The 13,958-nt window shown below is 53.0% G+C and carries 16 protein-coding genes and 1 tRNA gene; 6 read left to right on the top strand and 11 right to left on the bottom strand.

Annotation, left to right across the window (positions count from 1 at the left end; genetic code table 11):
* The first annotated feature begins 237 nt into the window (after positions 1-237).
* A complete protein-coding gene (gene cspH, locus D9734_RS03640; RefSeq protein ID WP_130205408.1) occupies positions 238-450 on the top strand; it encodes a cold shock-like protein CspH in 213 nt (70 codons plus the stop codon).
* Here the strand turns inward: cspH and D9734_RS03635 are convergent.
* From D9734_RS03635 to hyaA, 10 genes are all read right to left on the bottom strand, one after another.
* Positions 438-1,748 carry an AppA family phytase/histidine-type acid phosphatase gene (locus D9734_RS03635; RefSeq protein WP_130205406.1) on the bottom strand — a complete coding sequence of 437 codons (1,311 nt, stop codon included), beginning with the start codon at positions 1,746-1,748 and terminating at the stop codon, positions 438-440. The two genes, cspH and D9734_RS03635, sit on opposite strands and share 13 nt — an antisense overlap.
* Before the next feature lie 81 nt (positions 1,749-1,829).
* Positions 1,830-1,922 carry a cytochrome bd-II oxidase subunit CbdX gene (gene cbdX, locus D9734_RS03630; RefSeq protein ID WP_032161491.1) on the bottom strand — a complete coding sequence of 31 codons (93 nt, stop codon included), beginning with the start codon at positions 1,920-1,922 and terminating at the stop codon, positions 1,830-1,832.
* A gap of 12 nt (positions 1,923-1,934) precedes the next feature.
* Positions 1,935-3,071, bottom strand: a complete 1,137-nt coding sequence (gene appB, locus D9734_RS03625; RefSeq protein WP_130205404.1) for a cytochrome d ubiquinol oxidase subunit II — start codon at positions 3,069-3,071, stop codon at positions 1,935-1,937.
* Between the two features lie 11 nt (positions 3,072-3,082).
* On the bottom strand, positions 3,083-4,627 hold the full coding sequence (appC, locus tag D9734_RS03620) for a cytochrome bd-II oxidase subunit 1 (protein ID WP_130205402.1): 1,545 nt from the start codon (positions 4,625-4,627) through the stop codon (positions 3,083-3,085).
* A gap of 134 nt (positions 4,628-4,761) precedes the next feature.
* Positions 4,762-5,619, bottom strand: coding sequence for a hydrogenase expression/formation protein (locus tag D9734_RS03615; protein WP_130205399.1), 858 nt, complete (start codon positions 5,617-5,619; stop codon positions 4,762-4,764).
* Positions 5,616-6,014, bottom strand: coding sequence for a hydrogenase-1 operon protein HyaE (gene hyaE / locus D9734_RS03610; protein ID WP_130205397.1), 399 nt, complete (start codon positions 6,012-6,014; stop codon positions 5,616-5,618). Before hyaE ends, D9734_RS03615 begins: the two co-directional genes overlap by 4 nt.
* The gene (gene hyaD / locus D9734_RS03605; RefSeq protein WP_130205395.1) at positions 6,011-6,598 is read right to left on the bottom strand and encodes a hydrogenase 1 maturation protease; all 588 of its coding nucleotides are present in this window, start codon (positions 6,596-6,598) and stop codon (positions 6,011-6,013) included. The genes hyaE and hyaD overlap by 4 nt, the downstream gene beginning before the upstream one ends.
* On the bottom strand, positions 6,595-7,305 hold the full coding sequence (hyaC, locus tag D9734_RS03600; RefSeq protein WP_130205393.1) for a Ni/Fe-hydrogenase b-type cytochrome subunit: 711 nt from the start codon (positions 7,303-7,305) through the stop codon (positions 6,595-6,597). The genes hyaD and hyaC overlap by 4 nt, the downstream gene beginning before the upstream one ends.
* Before the next feature lie 18 nt (positions 7,306-7,323).
* Entirely contained in the window at positions 7,324-9,117 is a 1,794-nt protein-coding gene (gene hyaB, locus D9734_RS03595) for a Ni/Fe-hydrogenase large subunit (protein WP_130205391.1), read from the bottom strand.
* Entirely contained in the window at positions 9,114-10,232 is a 1,119-nt protein-coding gene (gene hyaA, locus D9734_RS03590) for a hydrogenase 1 small subunit (RefSeq protein WP_010344442.1), read from the bottom strand. Before hyaA ends, hyaB begins: the two co-directional genes overlap by 4 nt.
* A gap of 404 nt (positions 10,233-10,636) precedes the next feature.
* Here hyaA and D9734_RS03580 point away from each other — a divergent pair.
* The 3 genes from D9734_RS03580 to tusE all read left to right on the top strand — a co-directional run bounded on the left by D9734_RS03580 (position 10,637) and on the right by tusE (position 12,003).
* A tRNA-Ser gene (locus D9734_RS03580) sits at positions 10,637-10,724 on the top strand.
* 198 nt (positions 10,725-10,922) lie between these two features.
* Positions 10,923-11,582 carry an FtsH protease modulator YccA gene (gene yccA / locus D9734_RS03575; protein WP_000375136.1) on the top strand — a complete coding sequence of 220 codons (660 nt, stop codon included), beginning with the start codon at positions 10,923-10,925 and terminating at the stop codon, positions 11,580-11,582.
* A 91-nt stretch (positions 11,583-11,673) separates the two neighbouring features.
* Complete coding sequence (gene tusE / locus D9734_RS03570) at positions 11,674-12,003, top strand: sulfurtransferase TusE (protein ID WP_000904443.1); 330 nt, start codon at positions 11,674-11,676, stop codon at positions 12,001-12,003.
* Here tusE and yccX read toward each other — a convergent pair.
* Entirely contained in the window at positions 12,000-12,278 is a 279-nt protein-coding gene (gene yccX / locus D9734_RS03565) for an acylphosphatase (protein WP_000048252.1), read from the bottom strand. The genes tusE and yccX overlap by 4 nt on opposite strands.
* A 94-nt stretch (positions 12,279-12,372) precedes the next feature.
* On the opposite strand from yccX, the gene rlmI reads away from it, so the two are divergent.
* Entirely contained in the window at positions 12,373-13,563 is a 1,191-nt protein-coding gene (gene rlmI, locus D9734_RS03560; protein WP_130205389.1) for a 23S rRNA (cytosine(1962)-C(5))-methyltransferase RlmI, read from the top strand.
* Positions 13,564-13,620: 57 nt separating this feature from the next.
* On the top strand, positions 13,621-13,938 hold the full coding sequence (hspQ, locus tag D9734_RS03555; protein ID WP_001295356.1) for a heat shock protein HspQ: 318 nt from the start codon (positions 13,621-13,623) through the stop codon (positions 13,936-13,938).
* Positions 13,939-13,958: the final 20 nt, after the last annotated feature.

Raw genomic sequence — 13,958 nt, 5'->3', positions numbered from 1 at the left:
AGAAACTACTTAGTGTTCAGGAGAGAGACTCAAAAGAAGGGGATAATGCCTGATAATGAGAACTGCTTTAGTAAACTACTTTGTATGATGTCTGTCTTTCAAACCGACGCAGCTATTAACGCATGATAAATAAGATTAAGCAAACTTTATTTTGGCCGTCCAGCGGTCTTAAATAAAACTGGCTTTATTTTATTTAGACCGTATAGTGCAGCGCAGATTTATCAGTAAGGAATTTGTTTGTCCCGTAAAATGACAGGAATTGTCAAAACCTTTGATCGCAAAAGTGGCAAAGGATTCATCATCCCCTCCGACGGTCGTAAAGAAGTCCAGGTCCATATTTCCGCATTCACCCCCCGCGACGCAGAAGTGCTCACCCCAGGGTTACGCGTGGAATTTTGCCGCGTCAATGGCCTGCGTGGCCCCTCAGCGGCAAATGTTTATTTGTCCTGATGGAGAGTGCATGCCGGAATGCGTGCTTCATTCACGATTTGCGTAAAACCAGCCAACGAACACATGCCCTGCGCGTTTCTTTCGCCACACTCAGCCAACGTTAACGCCACTTCGCCTGGCGGAGTTTTTAGCGACAACGGAGTTTTGTCACGCATCTGCTGTAGGGTCTGGAATACCAGCGATACCTGAATCCACTGGCTGTTATCACTAAGTCGCCGCCAACGTTCAAAAACCAGTTCGCCCCCCGGTGGGGTATTATCCGGCTGGCCTGGTAGCGTCCAGTTAAGCTCTAGCGCGCCCCCCAGATTCGCCAGATTAGTGTCGTGTCCGGCAATAAATAGCAGCGAAGTGGGTAATGTCACGCCATAAACCTGTTGTTGCGTGTTATTTGGCGTCAGCGCCGTCAGCACTAAATCCAGCAACGGCGTGGCGCGACTACGGGCAACCTCTGGTGTCCGTTGCAGCAAATAAAACTGCGCGTTATGCAGACTTAGCAAGGTGTTCCACTGGTGTGAATCAGTAATTCGCCCCCAGCCAGGCTCCGGCATTCCCTGTGCCTGTTGCAGGAGAAATATCTCCGTCAGCATTGAAGCCAGACTTGCCGCACCGGTCAGAGATACATTGTCATCCCTCACTTTGAGTTCGGACGGCAATGCCTGGGTCAACGTACAACTTTCGTCCTGATTGTCTCGTTTAAGGCACAGATTTGATTGCTGGAAATTGAGAACCTGCTCCAGTTCGCGAAATGCGGTTTGCCGATGCTCGGTAAACTCCGCTATCGATCCCCCTGCTCTACTGAGAATAGTCGCGGTAACGTTGGTCTTATCCAGTTGGCAAACGCCAGTTTTAAGGGGATTAAACAGGGGATCGGGCCGGGAAGTATCTGGCTGGGTATGGACTGTAATCGTACAGTTGGGTGCCAGCCCGGCAGCAAAGGCTTCACCTGTTTTACTCGTACGTTCATCGACATCCGCAATAATCGCAACCTGATCAGGTTTCGGGCAGCCATTTTTTGCCAGTAAACCGTCAGCGACCAGGCGTTGGCGTTGATAATGTCCAAGATAAGTGACCAGTTCGCCGCCACGCGGGGTCAACCAGCCCAATTTCACCGGCCACTCAGGCCATGTGTCTGGAGTGACATCCTGCATGAGTGGCGTGGCTTTGGTGGGCGCACGCACGCCATGACGGCTGACAATCACCACCCGCTCCAGCTTCAGTTCCGGCTCACTCTGAGCGAATGCAGGTGACGAGGTTAACGGAATCAGAAGAGATAAAAATGGGATCAAAATCGCTTTCATCGATATGTTTCCGTTTTTCATATCCGACATGACTGCCTGATGCGACGCGTCGTATCAGGCCTAAGTTCGTTGTGCGCCCAGTCATCCCTTCAGGCGCGGATCCAGCCATACCAACACGACGGTAGAAAGCGAACACATCAACAAAATGCCGACGAACCACAATAGATACCACATTGTTCATGCTCCTTAGTACAGCTCATGATCGTGACGGCGCAGAGTTTCAGTCGTCATACGACCCCACATTTTGTAGTAGCTCCATAGAGTGTAGAGCAACACTATTGGCAAAAATATCAGTACAATTACTAACATAATGCTAAGTGTCAGTTGGCTGGAGGTACTGTCCCACACGGTCAGGCTGGATATCGGACTGATACTCGAAGGCATAACAAAGGGAAATAACGTAACGCCAGCGGTGAAAATCACACCAAATTGCATCAATGACGCCATCAGAAATCCCCAACCGGGGCGACCACGATAAATTGCCATCGCCGTCAGTAACGGGCAGAAGAAACCGAGCAGTGGGAAGATCCACAAAACTGGCGATTCGATGAAGTTATTCATCCAGGCGCCTGGCAGTACCGTCACCATTTTCATCAGTGGATTGGACGGACCGTTGACATCCTGAGCGAGTAACACAAAGCCATCAATACCGACCCACAGCCAGTATCCCGCCAGCAGGAAGCAGAGCATCACCAGCAGCGCGGCGCGTTTGGTCGCCAGTTGTGAACGCAGATGAATAGCGCCAACGGTTTTCAGCTGCAACCAGACGCCCCCTTGCAAAATCACCATACCCAGACTGAGCAAGCCGCACAGCAAAGGGAATGGCGTCAGCAACTGCCAGAAGCTACCGAGATACTCCACGCGTAATTGTGGTGTGAAGCTAAACGGCACGCCAAGTAACAAGTTACCAAACGCAATACCAAAGACCACAGGCGGGACCAGACTACCAATGACCAGACCGGCATCCCACATTTTGCGCCAGCGGGCATCCGCTATTTTGCCGCGATAATCAAAAGCTAACGGGCGGAAGAACAGCGAGCACAGCACCAGGATCATCGCCACATAAAAGCCAGAAAACGCCGCTGCGTAGACTCTGGGCCAGGCGGCAAATAATGCCCCACCTGCGAGGATCAGCCAGACCTGGTTACCCTCCCAGTGAGCGCCAACGCTGTTGATCACTATCCGGCGTTCATCATCGTCACGCGCCACCAGTGGCAGCAGACAACCGATCCCCATATCAAATCCGTCGGTGACCATAAAGACCACCAGGATGACGCCCATCAGCAGCCACCAGATGAACCGTAATGTTTCATAATCAAACATGACTCTCTCCTTTACCCCTGTTGCTGCGCTGGTTGTTCACTCTGCATCGCACTCGGCCCCAGGCGGGCATATTTCTGCATCAGGTAGACTTCGGCGATTAAGAACAGGGTGTAAAGTCCTACGATCATGATCAGAGAGAAGGCCAGTTGGCCCGTGGTTAATGCAGAGTGCGCGGAGTATGTCGGTAAGATGTCCTGAATCGCCCACGGCTGACGACCAAACTCGGTCATAAACCACCCGGCCTCAATGGCAATCCACGGCAGTGGCAAACTCCAGAGCGCCATTTTCAGCACCCAGCGATGTTGATCGATTTTGCCGCGCAGCGTCTGGACGAGCGCAATCAGCATCACCAGTAACAGCAGCGAACCGCAGCCAACCATGATGCGGAAACTCCAGAATACCGGCGCAACTTGCGGGATTGCGCCACGCATCGCCGCCTGGTACTGCGCAGCAGTGACCTGATTCATATCCGGTGCATAACGAGAGAGCAGCATGCCGTAACCGAGATCGCCTTCTAACTCGCGAAACGCCTGTAATACATGCGGCTCGCGGTTGCCCTGCGATATCTCCTGCATTAACAGCCAGGCTATGCGTCCGCGTTGCAGCCGTGGGTAGGTTTCGGCCATCAAATTTTTCAGCCCGGGAACAGGTTTATCCAATGAATGAGTGGCGAGGATCCCTAACAGGGCCGGGATTTTAATGGCAAAAGCGTTGCGTTCTTGATCCTGTTCCGGCCAGGCAACGAGATGGAACGGCGCGGGTGCAGGTTCAGTTTGCCACTCCCCTTCCATTGCCGCCAGTTTTACCGGCTGTACTCGTGCGACTTCATATGCAGAGCTGTCTCCGAGTTGCAGCGCGCCGATTATCGCCAGGGTCCCGAAGACAGAACCGATGGCAAACGAGCGGAGTGCAACGTCGCGCTCCCGCCCACGCAGCAAATACCACGCGCTGATCGCCATAATGAACATCGCCCCGGTCACATAACCTGCCATCACCGTGTGCACAAATTTCACCTGGCTGACAGGGTTAAAGACCAGATCGCTGAAGCTGGTCATCTCCATACGCAGGGTATCGATATCGAAATGCGCCCCGGTCGGGAACTGCATCCAGCCATTGGCATTCAAGATCCACAATGCGGAGATATTTGAACCGAATGCCACCAGCCAGGTGACCAACAGGTGTTGATATTTGTTCAGGCGTTGCCAGCCGAAGAAGAACAGACCAACAAAAGTGGATTCGAGGAAGAAGGCCATTAATGCTTCCATCGCCAGCGGTGCGCCGAAAATGTCGCCTACATAGTTGGAATAGAATGACCAGTTAGTACCAAACTGAAACTCCATCGTCAGGCCGGTGGCCACGCCGAGAGCAAAGTTGATACCGAAGAGCTTACCCCAGAAACGCGTCATATCGCGGTAGATTGTTTTGCCGGTAACCACGTAAATAGTTTCCATGATGGCCAGCAAAAAAATCAGCCCCAGGGTAAGGGGCACAAATAAAAAGTGATACAGCGCGGTCAGCGCAAACTGCCAGCGCGATAAGTCAATAACATCCCACATGCTAACTCCTGTAGGCGAAGAGAGGGTAATAACCCTTTAATAGTAGATCCCTCTTTTTATCCTTACAGTTTGTAGGTAGTTGTATTCGCTAATTGCGATATTCACAGGACCGAAAGCGATATTTGCCACCGTTTTTACTGTTGTGCGCTTTCCGCCAGCCACTGACAAACCTCGCCGAGACGCTGCGCAGAGTCCGCCAGATCTTCCGGCGCAGCCAGCACAACTTCGGGTATCGGGCAGATTTCATAACTCTCAAGCAGAGGGCCTTTTAAGGTGTCCATACAGCGTAAATGCCAGACATGGCGTAACCCCGTGGCGTTGATATAGCTCTCGCCATAGCCAATGGTGCGAATCTGAATATTTCCCGGCCCACAGAGACGTGAGAGAAAAAGCCGATCAGCCTCGCTGATGGGTAATTGCGTCAGATTAATGCTGTGCGGCTGCGCGTCGGGGTTACGTACATGTGCCAGTAACTCATGCGCCAACGGTAGGCCATTCATCAGGCCATCAATGGGCGGCGGTAACAGCGAATCTGTCGGCAAGAGATTTTGCGTTGCCGCCTGCCACAACGCCAGCGGCGCGCAGCCAGCCTCCAGTTTGTCCTCCAGCAACTTTTCGCCGCGACGTCTGCGCACCCGCCATAATCCGCAGAAGATCGCCTCCTGTATTTCACTTTCACTGTCGTCAGCCTGCTGAATGCGCACTGACACTTCCCCTTCCCCGAGAAGCGTATTGATAAAGTGACGATCGTCGGCGTTGAGATTTAACAGATCGACTGCCAGCACCTCGCCCAACGGCGGCTGGCGTTGACTTAGTTGATGTTGTAACTCGTTTAACAGCGCCATCACCTGCGGGCTGTGAGCACATTGCTCCAGGGCCGCCATACTCGGTTCATCATTCACCTGACAGGTGATCGGCAGTGGATTCATGCTGAAACTGTCATCGTTCGGTTGCGTTCCTGGCCCCAGCAGATGGAAAAAAGTTTCGCTCATGAGGCACGCTCCTGCTGCGGTTCGACAAGCCCGCGCATCAGGTTTATCAGTTCCGCCCACGGGTGAATACCATTCAGCACGCCGCGATAGTTTCCGCCGGTAAACACTAAAGTGGCGGGAAAGCGAAAGACGCCAAAGCGATCGCCGATGGCTTCGCTCTGCTCAAGATCGGCAATCGCCACCTTCCACACATAGTCTGGAAACTCGCGCAGTAGCTCGCCGATCATTACCGGATTGTCGCTGACTTCAGGCGTCCGTTTTGGGTCACAGCTTAACAACACCACGCCGTCTGGCGCTTGCGTAAGCCAGTCATCAAGACAGGATTCACTAACCTGCGTCCAGCCGCGCGCCAGCATTCGTTGCCACAACGCATCAAATGGCGTGTCGTTGCTCATCCCTGCTCCTCCAGCGTCATCCGGTACTGGCGCAAGCGAACGCCTTCGTAATTTTCCATCGACAGACAGTCATAATTGAGACAACGAGACTCCTCAGTCGGTTGCGGTACAACTCCCCACTCAGCCAACTGGACCAGCGCCGCCTGTTCCGCAGCGGGCAGTTGCTCTCGCGCCAGTTCGCTCAGGCTGCCGCCGTAGTCGTCGAGCATCGCGGGTTGCAGGCCGACGAGGGCAATATGTGCTGGCAGATGTCCGCGGATATCTGCCAGCGCCAGCACTTCGGAGAAACTGTTCTGGTGCAGGCTCATTTTCTTCGCGCTGAGATAGGCCGGAATACGTTCTCCGACATAGGTTCGTAGCGTTCCTGGCTCCAGCCCATAATCAATGGCATCGAGAATCAACAAGTGGCTGGCGCTTTCGACATAGCCCAGCAAGTTCAGCCCCTGAGTGCCGCCATCAACAATCTCCACTTCCTCGGGCCAGTGATAATGGGCATACAGCCGTTCTGCCACCCGCACGCCGAAGCCTTCATCGGCCCACAGCAGGTTACCCAGCCCCATTACCACCACGCGTTGCTCGCTCATGAACGCTCCTTGTTGCTTTTGACTTTAAAAAATTTGTGGCTGCGGTAGCCATTCACCATAGTGGAGATCACCGTGTCATCAGACATGATGTCTTCACGCAGCGCCATATACACATGACCGATCACAAACGCGCCAATCAGCCACATCCCCAGCCGATGCCAGCTGTGAATGTCCATTGAGTTGCCGCCCGTCCAGTAGAAAAATTCCACCACGTAACGGAACGGTGTGAAGATGGCATACTGACTATGTTCGCTGAACAGCGCAAAACCGGTGACGATCATAAAAACGGACATCAGGAAATAGCCGAACATCGCGGCCTGGGCGATGGGATTATGACCAATATCAGCACTCGGGCGTTTTGCCAGAAACAGATACCAGCGGATTTCATACCACACGCCCAACCACCAGCGTTTACGCCACACCGGCACGATGAACAGCTCGCGTGAGTAGCGATTACCGACAAATGCCCAGTAGATCCGCATCAGTAATATCACGGTAAAAATCATCCCAGCACTGAAGTGAATTAACCGGATGTACCCCATGTAGAACAGATAAGTCGCCTCGCCGCTGACCGAAGGCAGCGGTTTACCAATAAAGTAGCCAGTAACCATCAACACTGCCATGCACAGCACCGTCAGCCAGTGCCAGATCCGCACGGGCGCTTCAAAGACATAGTGGCTGACAACGTTGTCGCTTTTCTGTTGCATGATGATTCTCCTTCGCTGTTAACGCACCTGCACGGAGATAAGCTCGCTGCCATAGTCGCCTAGCACGTGAGTTGAACAGGCGAGGCACGGGTCGAAGCTGTGCAAAGTACGCAGGATTTCCAGCGGCTGTTCAGGAATAGCCATTTTGGTGTTCATCAGCGCCGCTTCATACGCACCAATTTGCCCTTTGGGATCGCGCGGGCTGGCGTTCCAGGTGGTCGGCACCACGCACTGATAGAGATCAATCTTGCCATCGCGAATGGCGGCCCAGTGACCTAACGCCCCGCGCGGCGCTTCGGTAAAACCGACGCCCCGGCACTCTTTCGGCCAGGTAGCAGGCTCCCATTTTTCAGTGGAGGCGGTGGCGAGGTTGCCGTTTTTCAGGTTGGTCATCAGCTTGTCAAAGAAGTATTGCAACTTACCTGCGGCCCACTGCGCTTCGTGCGCGCGGCACAAAATGCGGCCCAACGTTGACTGGATGCCATAAAGCGGCAGGTTCAGTGCCGACATCATGCGATCGACAGACTCAACGGTTGCCGCATCGCCTTTGTGGTAAGCGATCAACGTGCGCGCCAGCGGCCCCACTTCCATCGCATGACCGCGCCAGCGTGGCGCTTTGATCCACGAGTAGCGTTCCTGTTCATTCAGTTGCTGAATGTTAGTATCACTGCCTTTGACATCGCCGGGGTTGTACCACGGATCGGTAATACCATCGAAGGGATGACGTCCAACCCGATCGTCGGGATAACGATACCAGGCGTGATCGACAAACTCCTGCACCTGCTGCGGATCAACCAAATCTACTGGCAGCACGTTTTTGAAGTCGCCGTTAATTACTGCGCCGCCAGGCATCAGCAGACTTTTTTCGCCAAAGTCGTTGGCGATATCGGGGAACGCACCGTAGCTGAGGACGCATTGATCCGAAAGGCCCGTGCCGATTTCGCTCCACGGTTTGTTGAACTGGCCGATGGCTAAAGCGTCGGGGATCATCACGTTATTAATGAAGTCCGCCGTACGGGTGATAATCGACTGCACCAGGTTCAGGCGTTCCATATTGACCGCGCCGACCGCGCCGCTTTCGTCAATGTTAATTGCGCATGGCATCCCGCCGACAATCCAGTTTGGATGAGGGTTTTTACCGCCAAAGACCGCGTGGATTTTGACAATTTCACGCTGAAAATCGAGAGCTTCGAGATAGTGGGCAAAGCCCATCAGGTTGGCTTCTGGCGGCAGTTTATATTGCGGATGGCCCCAGTAGCCGTTACGGAAGATCCCCAACTGCCCGCCTTCAACAAATTTCTTCAGTCGGTTTTGTACGTCGAAGAAATAGCCAGGGGACGATTTCGGCCACGAAGAGAGGCTTTGCGCCAGTTCGGAGGTTTTCCGCGGATCGGCTTTCAACGCATCTAACACATCGATCCAGTCCATCCCGGCGAGCTGATAGAAATGCACCAGGTGATCGTGGCACCAGAGCGTTGCCAGCATAATATTGCGGATGATATTGGCGTTGTCCGGCACTTTAATACCGATGGCATCTTCGATGGCGTAAACCGAAGCCAGAGCGTGTACGCCGGTACAGACGCCGCAGATACGTTCAACGAACGCCCACGCATCGCGCGGATCGCGCCCTTGCAGGATGATCTCCAGCCCGCGAAACATAGTGCCGCAGGAGACGGCATTGGTTATCACATTCTGATCGTTGATATTTACTTCGCAGCGCATATGGCCTTCGATGCGCGTGATTGGATCAACCACCAGGCGACGTCCGGCATTGTTGATGGTGTATCCCTGAGTTTCGTACTGAGTGCTCATGCCTGTTTATCCTCGTTGCCCGGCTGTTGTTCTGCTTCTGCAAGTTGCTGGTTATGACGTCTGCGCTGGTCAACGGCGCTGGCGACTGCATGTACGCCAACCGCCGCAGCCACCACGCCAAGCGCGGTTAAACCGACGGTATCGGCGGTGGAGTGAGTCCCCATTTGCGGAATATCGACCACGCGGCTGTAGAACGAGCCGCGATCCCAGAAGCCATTTTCAGAACAGCCAAGACAACCGTGACCAGACTGAATCGGGAAGGAAACGCCATCGTTCCAGCGGGTAGAGGAGCAGGCGTTATACGTAGTTGGCCCTTTGCAGCCCATTTTGTACAGGCAGTAACCTTTACGCGCCGCGTCATCATCCCAACTCTGCACAAACTCTCCGGCGTCGAAGTGGGCGCGGCGATAGCATTTATCGTGAATACGCTGACCATAGAACATCAGCGGACGCCCCATTCTGTCGACATCCGGCAGGCGATCGAACGTCACCATGTAAGTAATGATGGCGCTCATCACATCCGGGATCGGCGGGCAGCCTGGCACTTTGATAATAGGTTTGTCGGTGATGACTTTGTCGATAGGCGTTGCCTGCGTCGGATTGGGCCGCGCGGCCTGCACGCAGCCCCATGAAGCGCAGGTTCCCCATGCGATAATCGCACTGGCTCCGGCAGCGGCACGTTTGAGTTTTTCAATAAACGGCCTACCGCTGCTGATACAGAACATCCCCTGCTCGCCCAGTGGCGGATTGCCCTCTACCGCAAGGATATATTTGCCATTGTATTGTGTGATGATGTCTTCAAAGACTTCTTCCGCCTGAGTTCCGGCAGCAGCCATCAGAGTATCGTCGTAGTCGAGAGAAATAAGGGAAAGAATGACATCCTTCGCCAGTGGGTGAGCGGAGCGGATAAAAGATTCGGTACAGCAGGTGCATTCCAGACCGTGGATCCACACCACCGGAATGCGCGGTTTATTTTCCAGCGCCCAGGCAATCTTTGGTGCCATTCCCGCGCCTAATCCCAGCGAGGTTGCAGCCAGACTGCAATATTTGAGAAAGCTGCGCCGGGTGACCCCCTGACGCCGCATGGCCTGGTAAAATGTCTCCTCGTTATTCATATCGCACGTCTCTTCTCCTTGCGACACCAGCAGGACGCCGGGCGCATATGGTCGGCAAGCGACGTCCCTGTAGCAAGGCAAACCATCGTTTTACGTGAGAGGCTGAAAACGAAAGCTCATCCTTCTGCACTGGCGCACGTCGCCAGAAAGTATTGTTAATAAAGCGTAGTGAAACTTTTGCACAAAACAATACAAACTGTGTGGATTTGTCTTTTAGCGATAAAAATGGGCCTTATTTTCCTTAAGGTTTGGCGCAGAACGATTACGAGCTCATTTTTATGGCGACAGAATACCCAAATTGCTGTTATTTCACGCAATCAACGCGCATTTGTCTGTTTTTCAAGCAAACAAACAAATTGGGGGTTTACACGACGCATCGGGATGTTTATAGTTCGCGTCATTCCGGAAGTGTGGCCGAGCGGTTGAAGGCACCGGTCTTGAAAACCGGCAACCCGAAAGGGTTCCAGAGTTCGAATCTCTGCGCTTCCGCCAAATAAGATAAGGGGTTAGCTAAATGCTAACCCCTTTTTCTTTTGCCTGTCAAAATGCTATACCACACTCAGTGGCTTAACCATCCTCTGCTAAACCTGTTCCAGATCAAATGCGTAAAGATGGGTAAAACCTCTGGGTAGCTTTCGGCATTATCATTATGCTGCTTCATTAATTACATCTGTCATAGAGAGTGACTCAATGGATCGTATTGTTAGTTCTTCACATGACCGTACATCGCTGCTTAGCACCCATAAGGTGCTGCGTAATACCTATTTTCTCCTGAGCCTGACACTGGCCTTTTCGGCGATTACCGCGACGGCCAGTACGGTTCTGATGCTGCCATCTCCGGGGCTGATTCTGACGCTGGTGGGTATGTATGGTTTGATGTTCCTGACCTATAAAACGGCGAATAAGCCGACCGGGATTATCTCCGCGTTCGCGTTTACCGGTTTTCTGGGTTATATCCTCGGGCCAATTCTGAACACCTATCTGTCAGCCGGAATGGGTGACGTAATTGCCATGGCGTTGGGCGGTACGGCATTAGTGTTCTTCTGCTGCTCTGCGTATGTGCTGACCACTCGCAAGGATATGTCGTTCCTCGGCGGTATGCTGATGGCAGGTATTGTTGTTGTCCTGATCGGGATGGTAGCGAATATCTTCCTGCAACTGCCTGCTCTGCATCTGGCGATCAGCGCGGTGTTCATTCTGATCTCCTCTGGCGCAATTCTGTTTGAAACCAGCAACATCATCCACGGCGGTGAAACGAACTACATTCGTGCCACTGTGAGCCTGTATGTGTCGCTGTATAACATCTTCGTTAGCCTGTTGAGCATTCTGGGCTTCGCCAGCCGCGATTAATCTCGCCCGCTATCTCTTTCTGAGCCTCGCTTTATGCGGGGCTTTGTTTTTTGTTACACTGCCGCCAGTCTGACTAAGGTAGTAAATAATTATGCTGATCTTCGAAGGTAAAGAGATAGAAACCGATACCGAAGGCTATCTCAAAGAGAGTAGCCAGTGGAGCGAACCACTGGCGGTGGTCATTGCAGAGAACGAAGGTATTACACTGTCGCCAGAACACTGGGAGGTGGTGCGTTTTGTACGTGACTTCTACCTGGAATTTAATACCTCTCCGGCAATTCGTATGCTGGTTAAAGCGATGGCGAATAAATTTGGTGAAGAGAAAGGCAATAGCCGTTATCTGTACCGACTGTTCCCGAAAGGCCCGGCAAAGCAAGCCACCAAAATTGCTGGCCTGCCTAAACCTGTGAAATGCATTTAACGAATACGAAAATCCGTTAACTCCCCGGAGGGATGATGCGGCTCGCTAAGCACCCGCTCCACACGCGCTGAACGCGGGCCGCCGCTTTTTAACCACTGCATTAATTTTTCCACCTGCCCTTCTTCACCGCAGGCAACGACTTCCACGCTGCCATCGTCAAGATTTTTGGCGTAACCGGTTAATCCCAATCTTTTCGCTTCGTACTGGGTGGTATAGCGAAATCCTACCCCCTGAACCCGGCCGTATACCCAGGCAATTATGCAGACTTTCGACATGACTGCTCCCCTTATCCTTAATGGACGCGTTGCAAATCCATGGAAAACTCCGGACAATGGCGCCCATTTCTTTGCATCGACAGAATAGTTAATTATGAGTGTACGTTTAGTGTTAGCCAAAGGGCGCGAAAAATCATTACTTCGTCGCCATCCGTGGGTCTTTTCCGGCGCCGTTGCCCGAATGGAAGGTAAAGCCAGCCTCGGAGAAACCATCGATATTGTTGATCATCAGGGAAAATGGTTAGCACGCGGCGCTTATTCGCCAGCATCGCAAATCCGTGCGCGCGTCTGGACGTTTGACCCGTCAGAATCCATCGACATTGCCTTTTTTACTCGCCGTTTACAACAGGCGCAAAAGTGGCGCGACTGGCTGGCGAAAAAAGATGGCCTCGACAGCTATCGTTTAATTGCTGGCGAATCTGATGGCCTGCCTGGCATTACTATCGACCGCTTCGGCAATTTTCTGGTGCTGCAACTGCTGAGTGCTGGCGCAGAGTATCAGCGCGCGGCATTAATTAGCGCCCTGCAAACGATCTATCCGGAGTGCGCAATTTACGACCGCAGCGACGTCGCTGTACGTAAAAAAGAAGGTATGGAGCTGACCCAGGGCCCCGTTACCGGCGAGCTGCCGCCTGCCCTGCTGCCGATTGAAGAACACGGTATGAAGCTGCTGGTGGACATTCAACACGGCCACAAAACGGGCTACTACCTGGACCAGCGTGACAGCCGCCTGGCTACCCGCCGCTACGTTGAAAATAAACGCGTACTCAACTGTTTCTCCTATACCGGTGGTTTCGCCGTCTCGGCATTAATGGGTGGATGCAGCCAGGTAGTCAGCGTCGATACTTCGCAGGAAGCCCTGGATATCGCGCGGCAGAACGTTGAGCTGAACAAGCTGGATCTGAGCAAGGCTGAGTTTGTCCGTGATGACGTCTTTAAATTGCTGCGTACCTATCGCGATCGCGGTGAAAAATTTGACGTTATCGTGATGGACCCGCCGAAGTTTGTTGAGAATAAAAGCCAGTTGATGGGCGCATGCCGTGGCTATAAAGACATCAACATGCTGGCCATTCAGCTGTTGAATGAAGGCGGAGTTCTCCTGACTTTCTCATGTTCTGGCCTGATGACCAGCGATTTATTTCAGAAAATCATCGCTGACGCCGCAATTGATGCCGGTCGTGATGTACAATTTATAGAGCAGTTCCGTCAGGCCGCCGATCACCCGGTGATCGCTACCTACCCGGAAGGGCTATATCTGAAAGGGTTTGCCTGTCGCGTCATGTAACTTGAAAAGTGAAATTTTGCCCATATATCAAAGGTAAAGATTTCCCGGGAGGTGACTATGATTGCCAGCAAATTCGGTATCGGCCAGCAGGTCCGCCATTCCCTGTTAGGTTATCTCGGAGTGGTCGTGGATATCGACCCGGTTTACTCGCTCTCTGAACCGTCGCCTGATGAGCTGGCGGTGAATGACGAGCTTCGCGCCGCTCCGTGGTATCACGTGGTGATGGAGGATGACAACGGCCTACCGGTTCATACCTACCTGGCTGAAGCCCAGCTAAGTAGCGAATTGCAGGATGAACATCCAGAGCAACCGTCAATGGATGAGCTAGCGCAGACTATCCGCAAACAACTCCAGGCGCCGCGTCTGCGTAACTAATCCTCATAAACATGCCCGGA

Origin of the sequence: Escherichia sp. E14S1 (genome assembly GCF_004211995.1) — a bacterium.
Lineage (GTDB): Bacteria > Pseudomonadota > Gammaproteobacteria > Enterobacterales > Enterobacteriaceae > Escherichia.
The sequence above is the reverse complement of the archived record's forward strand: the minus strand, read 5'-3'. Positions and strand labels throughout refer to the sequence as shown.

What these genes read in the sequence shown, in the direction of transcription:
- D9734_RS03635 (WP_130205406.1), bottom strand. Translation starts at nt 1,748, where the DNA reads ATGAAAGCGATTTTGATCCCATTTTTATCTCTTCTGATTCCGTTAACC.
- cbdX (WP_032161491.1), bottom strand. Translation starts at nt 1,922, where the DNA reads ATGTGGTATCTATTGTGGTTCGTCGGCATTTTGTTGATGTGTTCGCTT.
- appB (WP_130205404.1), bottom strand. Translation starts at nt 3,071, where the DNA reads ATGTTTGATTATGAAACATTACGGTTCATCTGGTGGCTGCTGATGGGC.
- appC (WP_130205402.1), bottom strand. Translation starts at nt 4,627, where the DNA reads ATGTGGGATGTTATTGACTTATCGCGCTGGCAGTTTGCGCTGACCGCG.
- D9734_RS03615 (WP_130205399.1), bottom strand. Translation starts at nt 5,619, where the DNA reads ATGAGCGAAACTTTTTTCCATCTGCTGGGGCCAGGAACGCAACCGAAC.
- hyaE (WP_130205397.1), bottom strand. Translation starts at nt 6,014, where the DNA reads ATGAGCAACGACACGCCATTTGATGCGTTGTGGCAACGAATGCTGGCG.
- hyaD (WP_130205395.1), bottom strand. Translation starts at nt 6,598, where the DNA reads ATGAGCGAGCAACGCGTGGTGGTAATGGGGCTGGGTAACCTGCTGTGG.
- hyaC (WP_130205393.1), bottom strand. Translation starts at nt 7,305, where the DNA reads ATGCAACAGAAAAGCGACAACGTTGTCAGCCACTATGTCTTTGAAGCG.
- hyaB (WP_130205391.1), bottom strand. Translation starts at nt 9,117, where the DNA reads ATGAGCACTCAGTACGAAACTCAGGGATACACCATCAACAATGCCGGA.
- hyaA (WP_010344442.1), bottom strand. Translation starts at nt 10,232, where the DNA reads ATGAATAACGAGGAGACATTTTACCAGGCCATGCGGCGTCAGGGGGTC.
- yccA (WP_000375136.1), top strand. Translation starts at nt 10,923, where the DNA reads ATGGATCGTATTGTTAGTTCTTCACATGACCGTACATCGCTGCTTAGC.
- tusE (WP_000904443.1), top strand. Translation starts at nt 11,674, where the DNA reads ATGCTGATCTTCGAAGGTAAAGAGATAGAAACCGATACCGAAGGCTAT.
- yccX (WP_000048252.1), bottom strand. Translation starts at nt 12,278, where the DNA reads ATGTCGAAAGTCTGCATAATTGCCTGGGTATACGGCCGGGTTCAGGGG.
- rlmI (WP_130205389.1), top strand. Translation starts at nt 12,373, where the DNA reads ATGAGTGTACGTTTAGTGTTAGCCAAAGGGCGCGAAAAATCATTACTT.
- hspQ (WP_001295356.1), top strand. Translation starts at nt 13,621, where the DNA reads ATGATTGCCAGCAAATTCGGTATCGGCCAGCAGGTCCGCCATTCCCTG.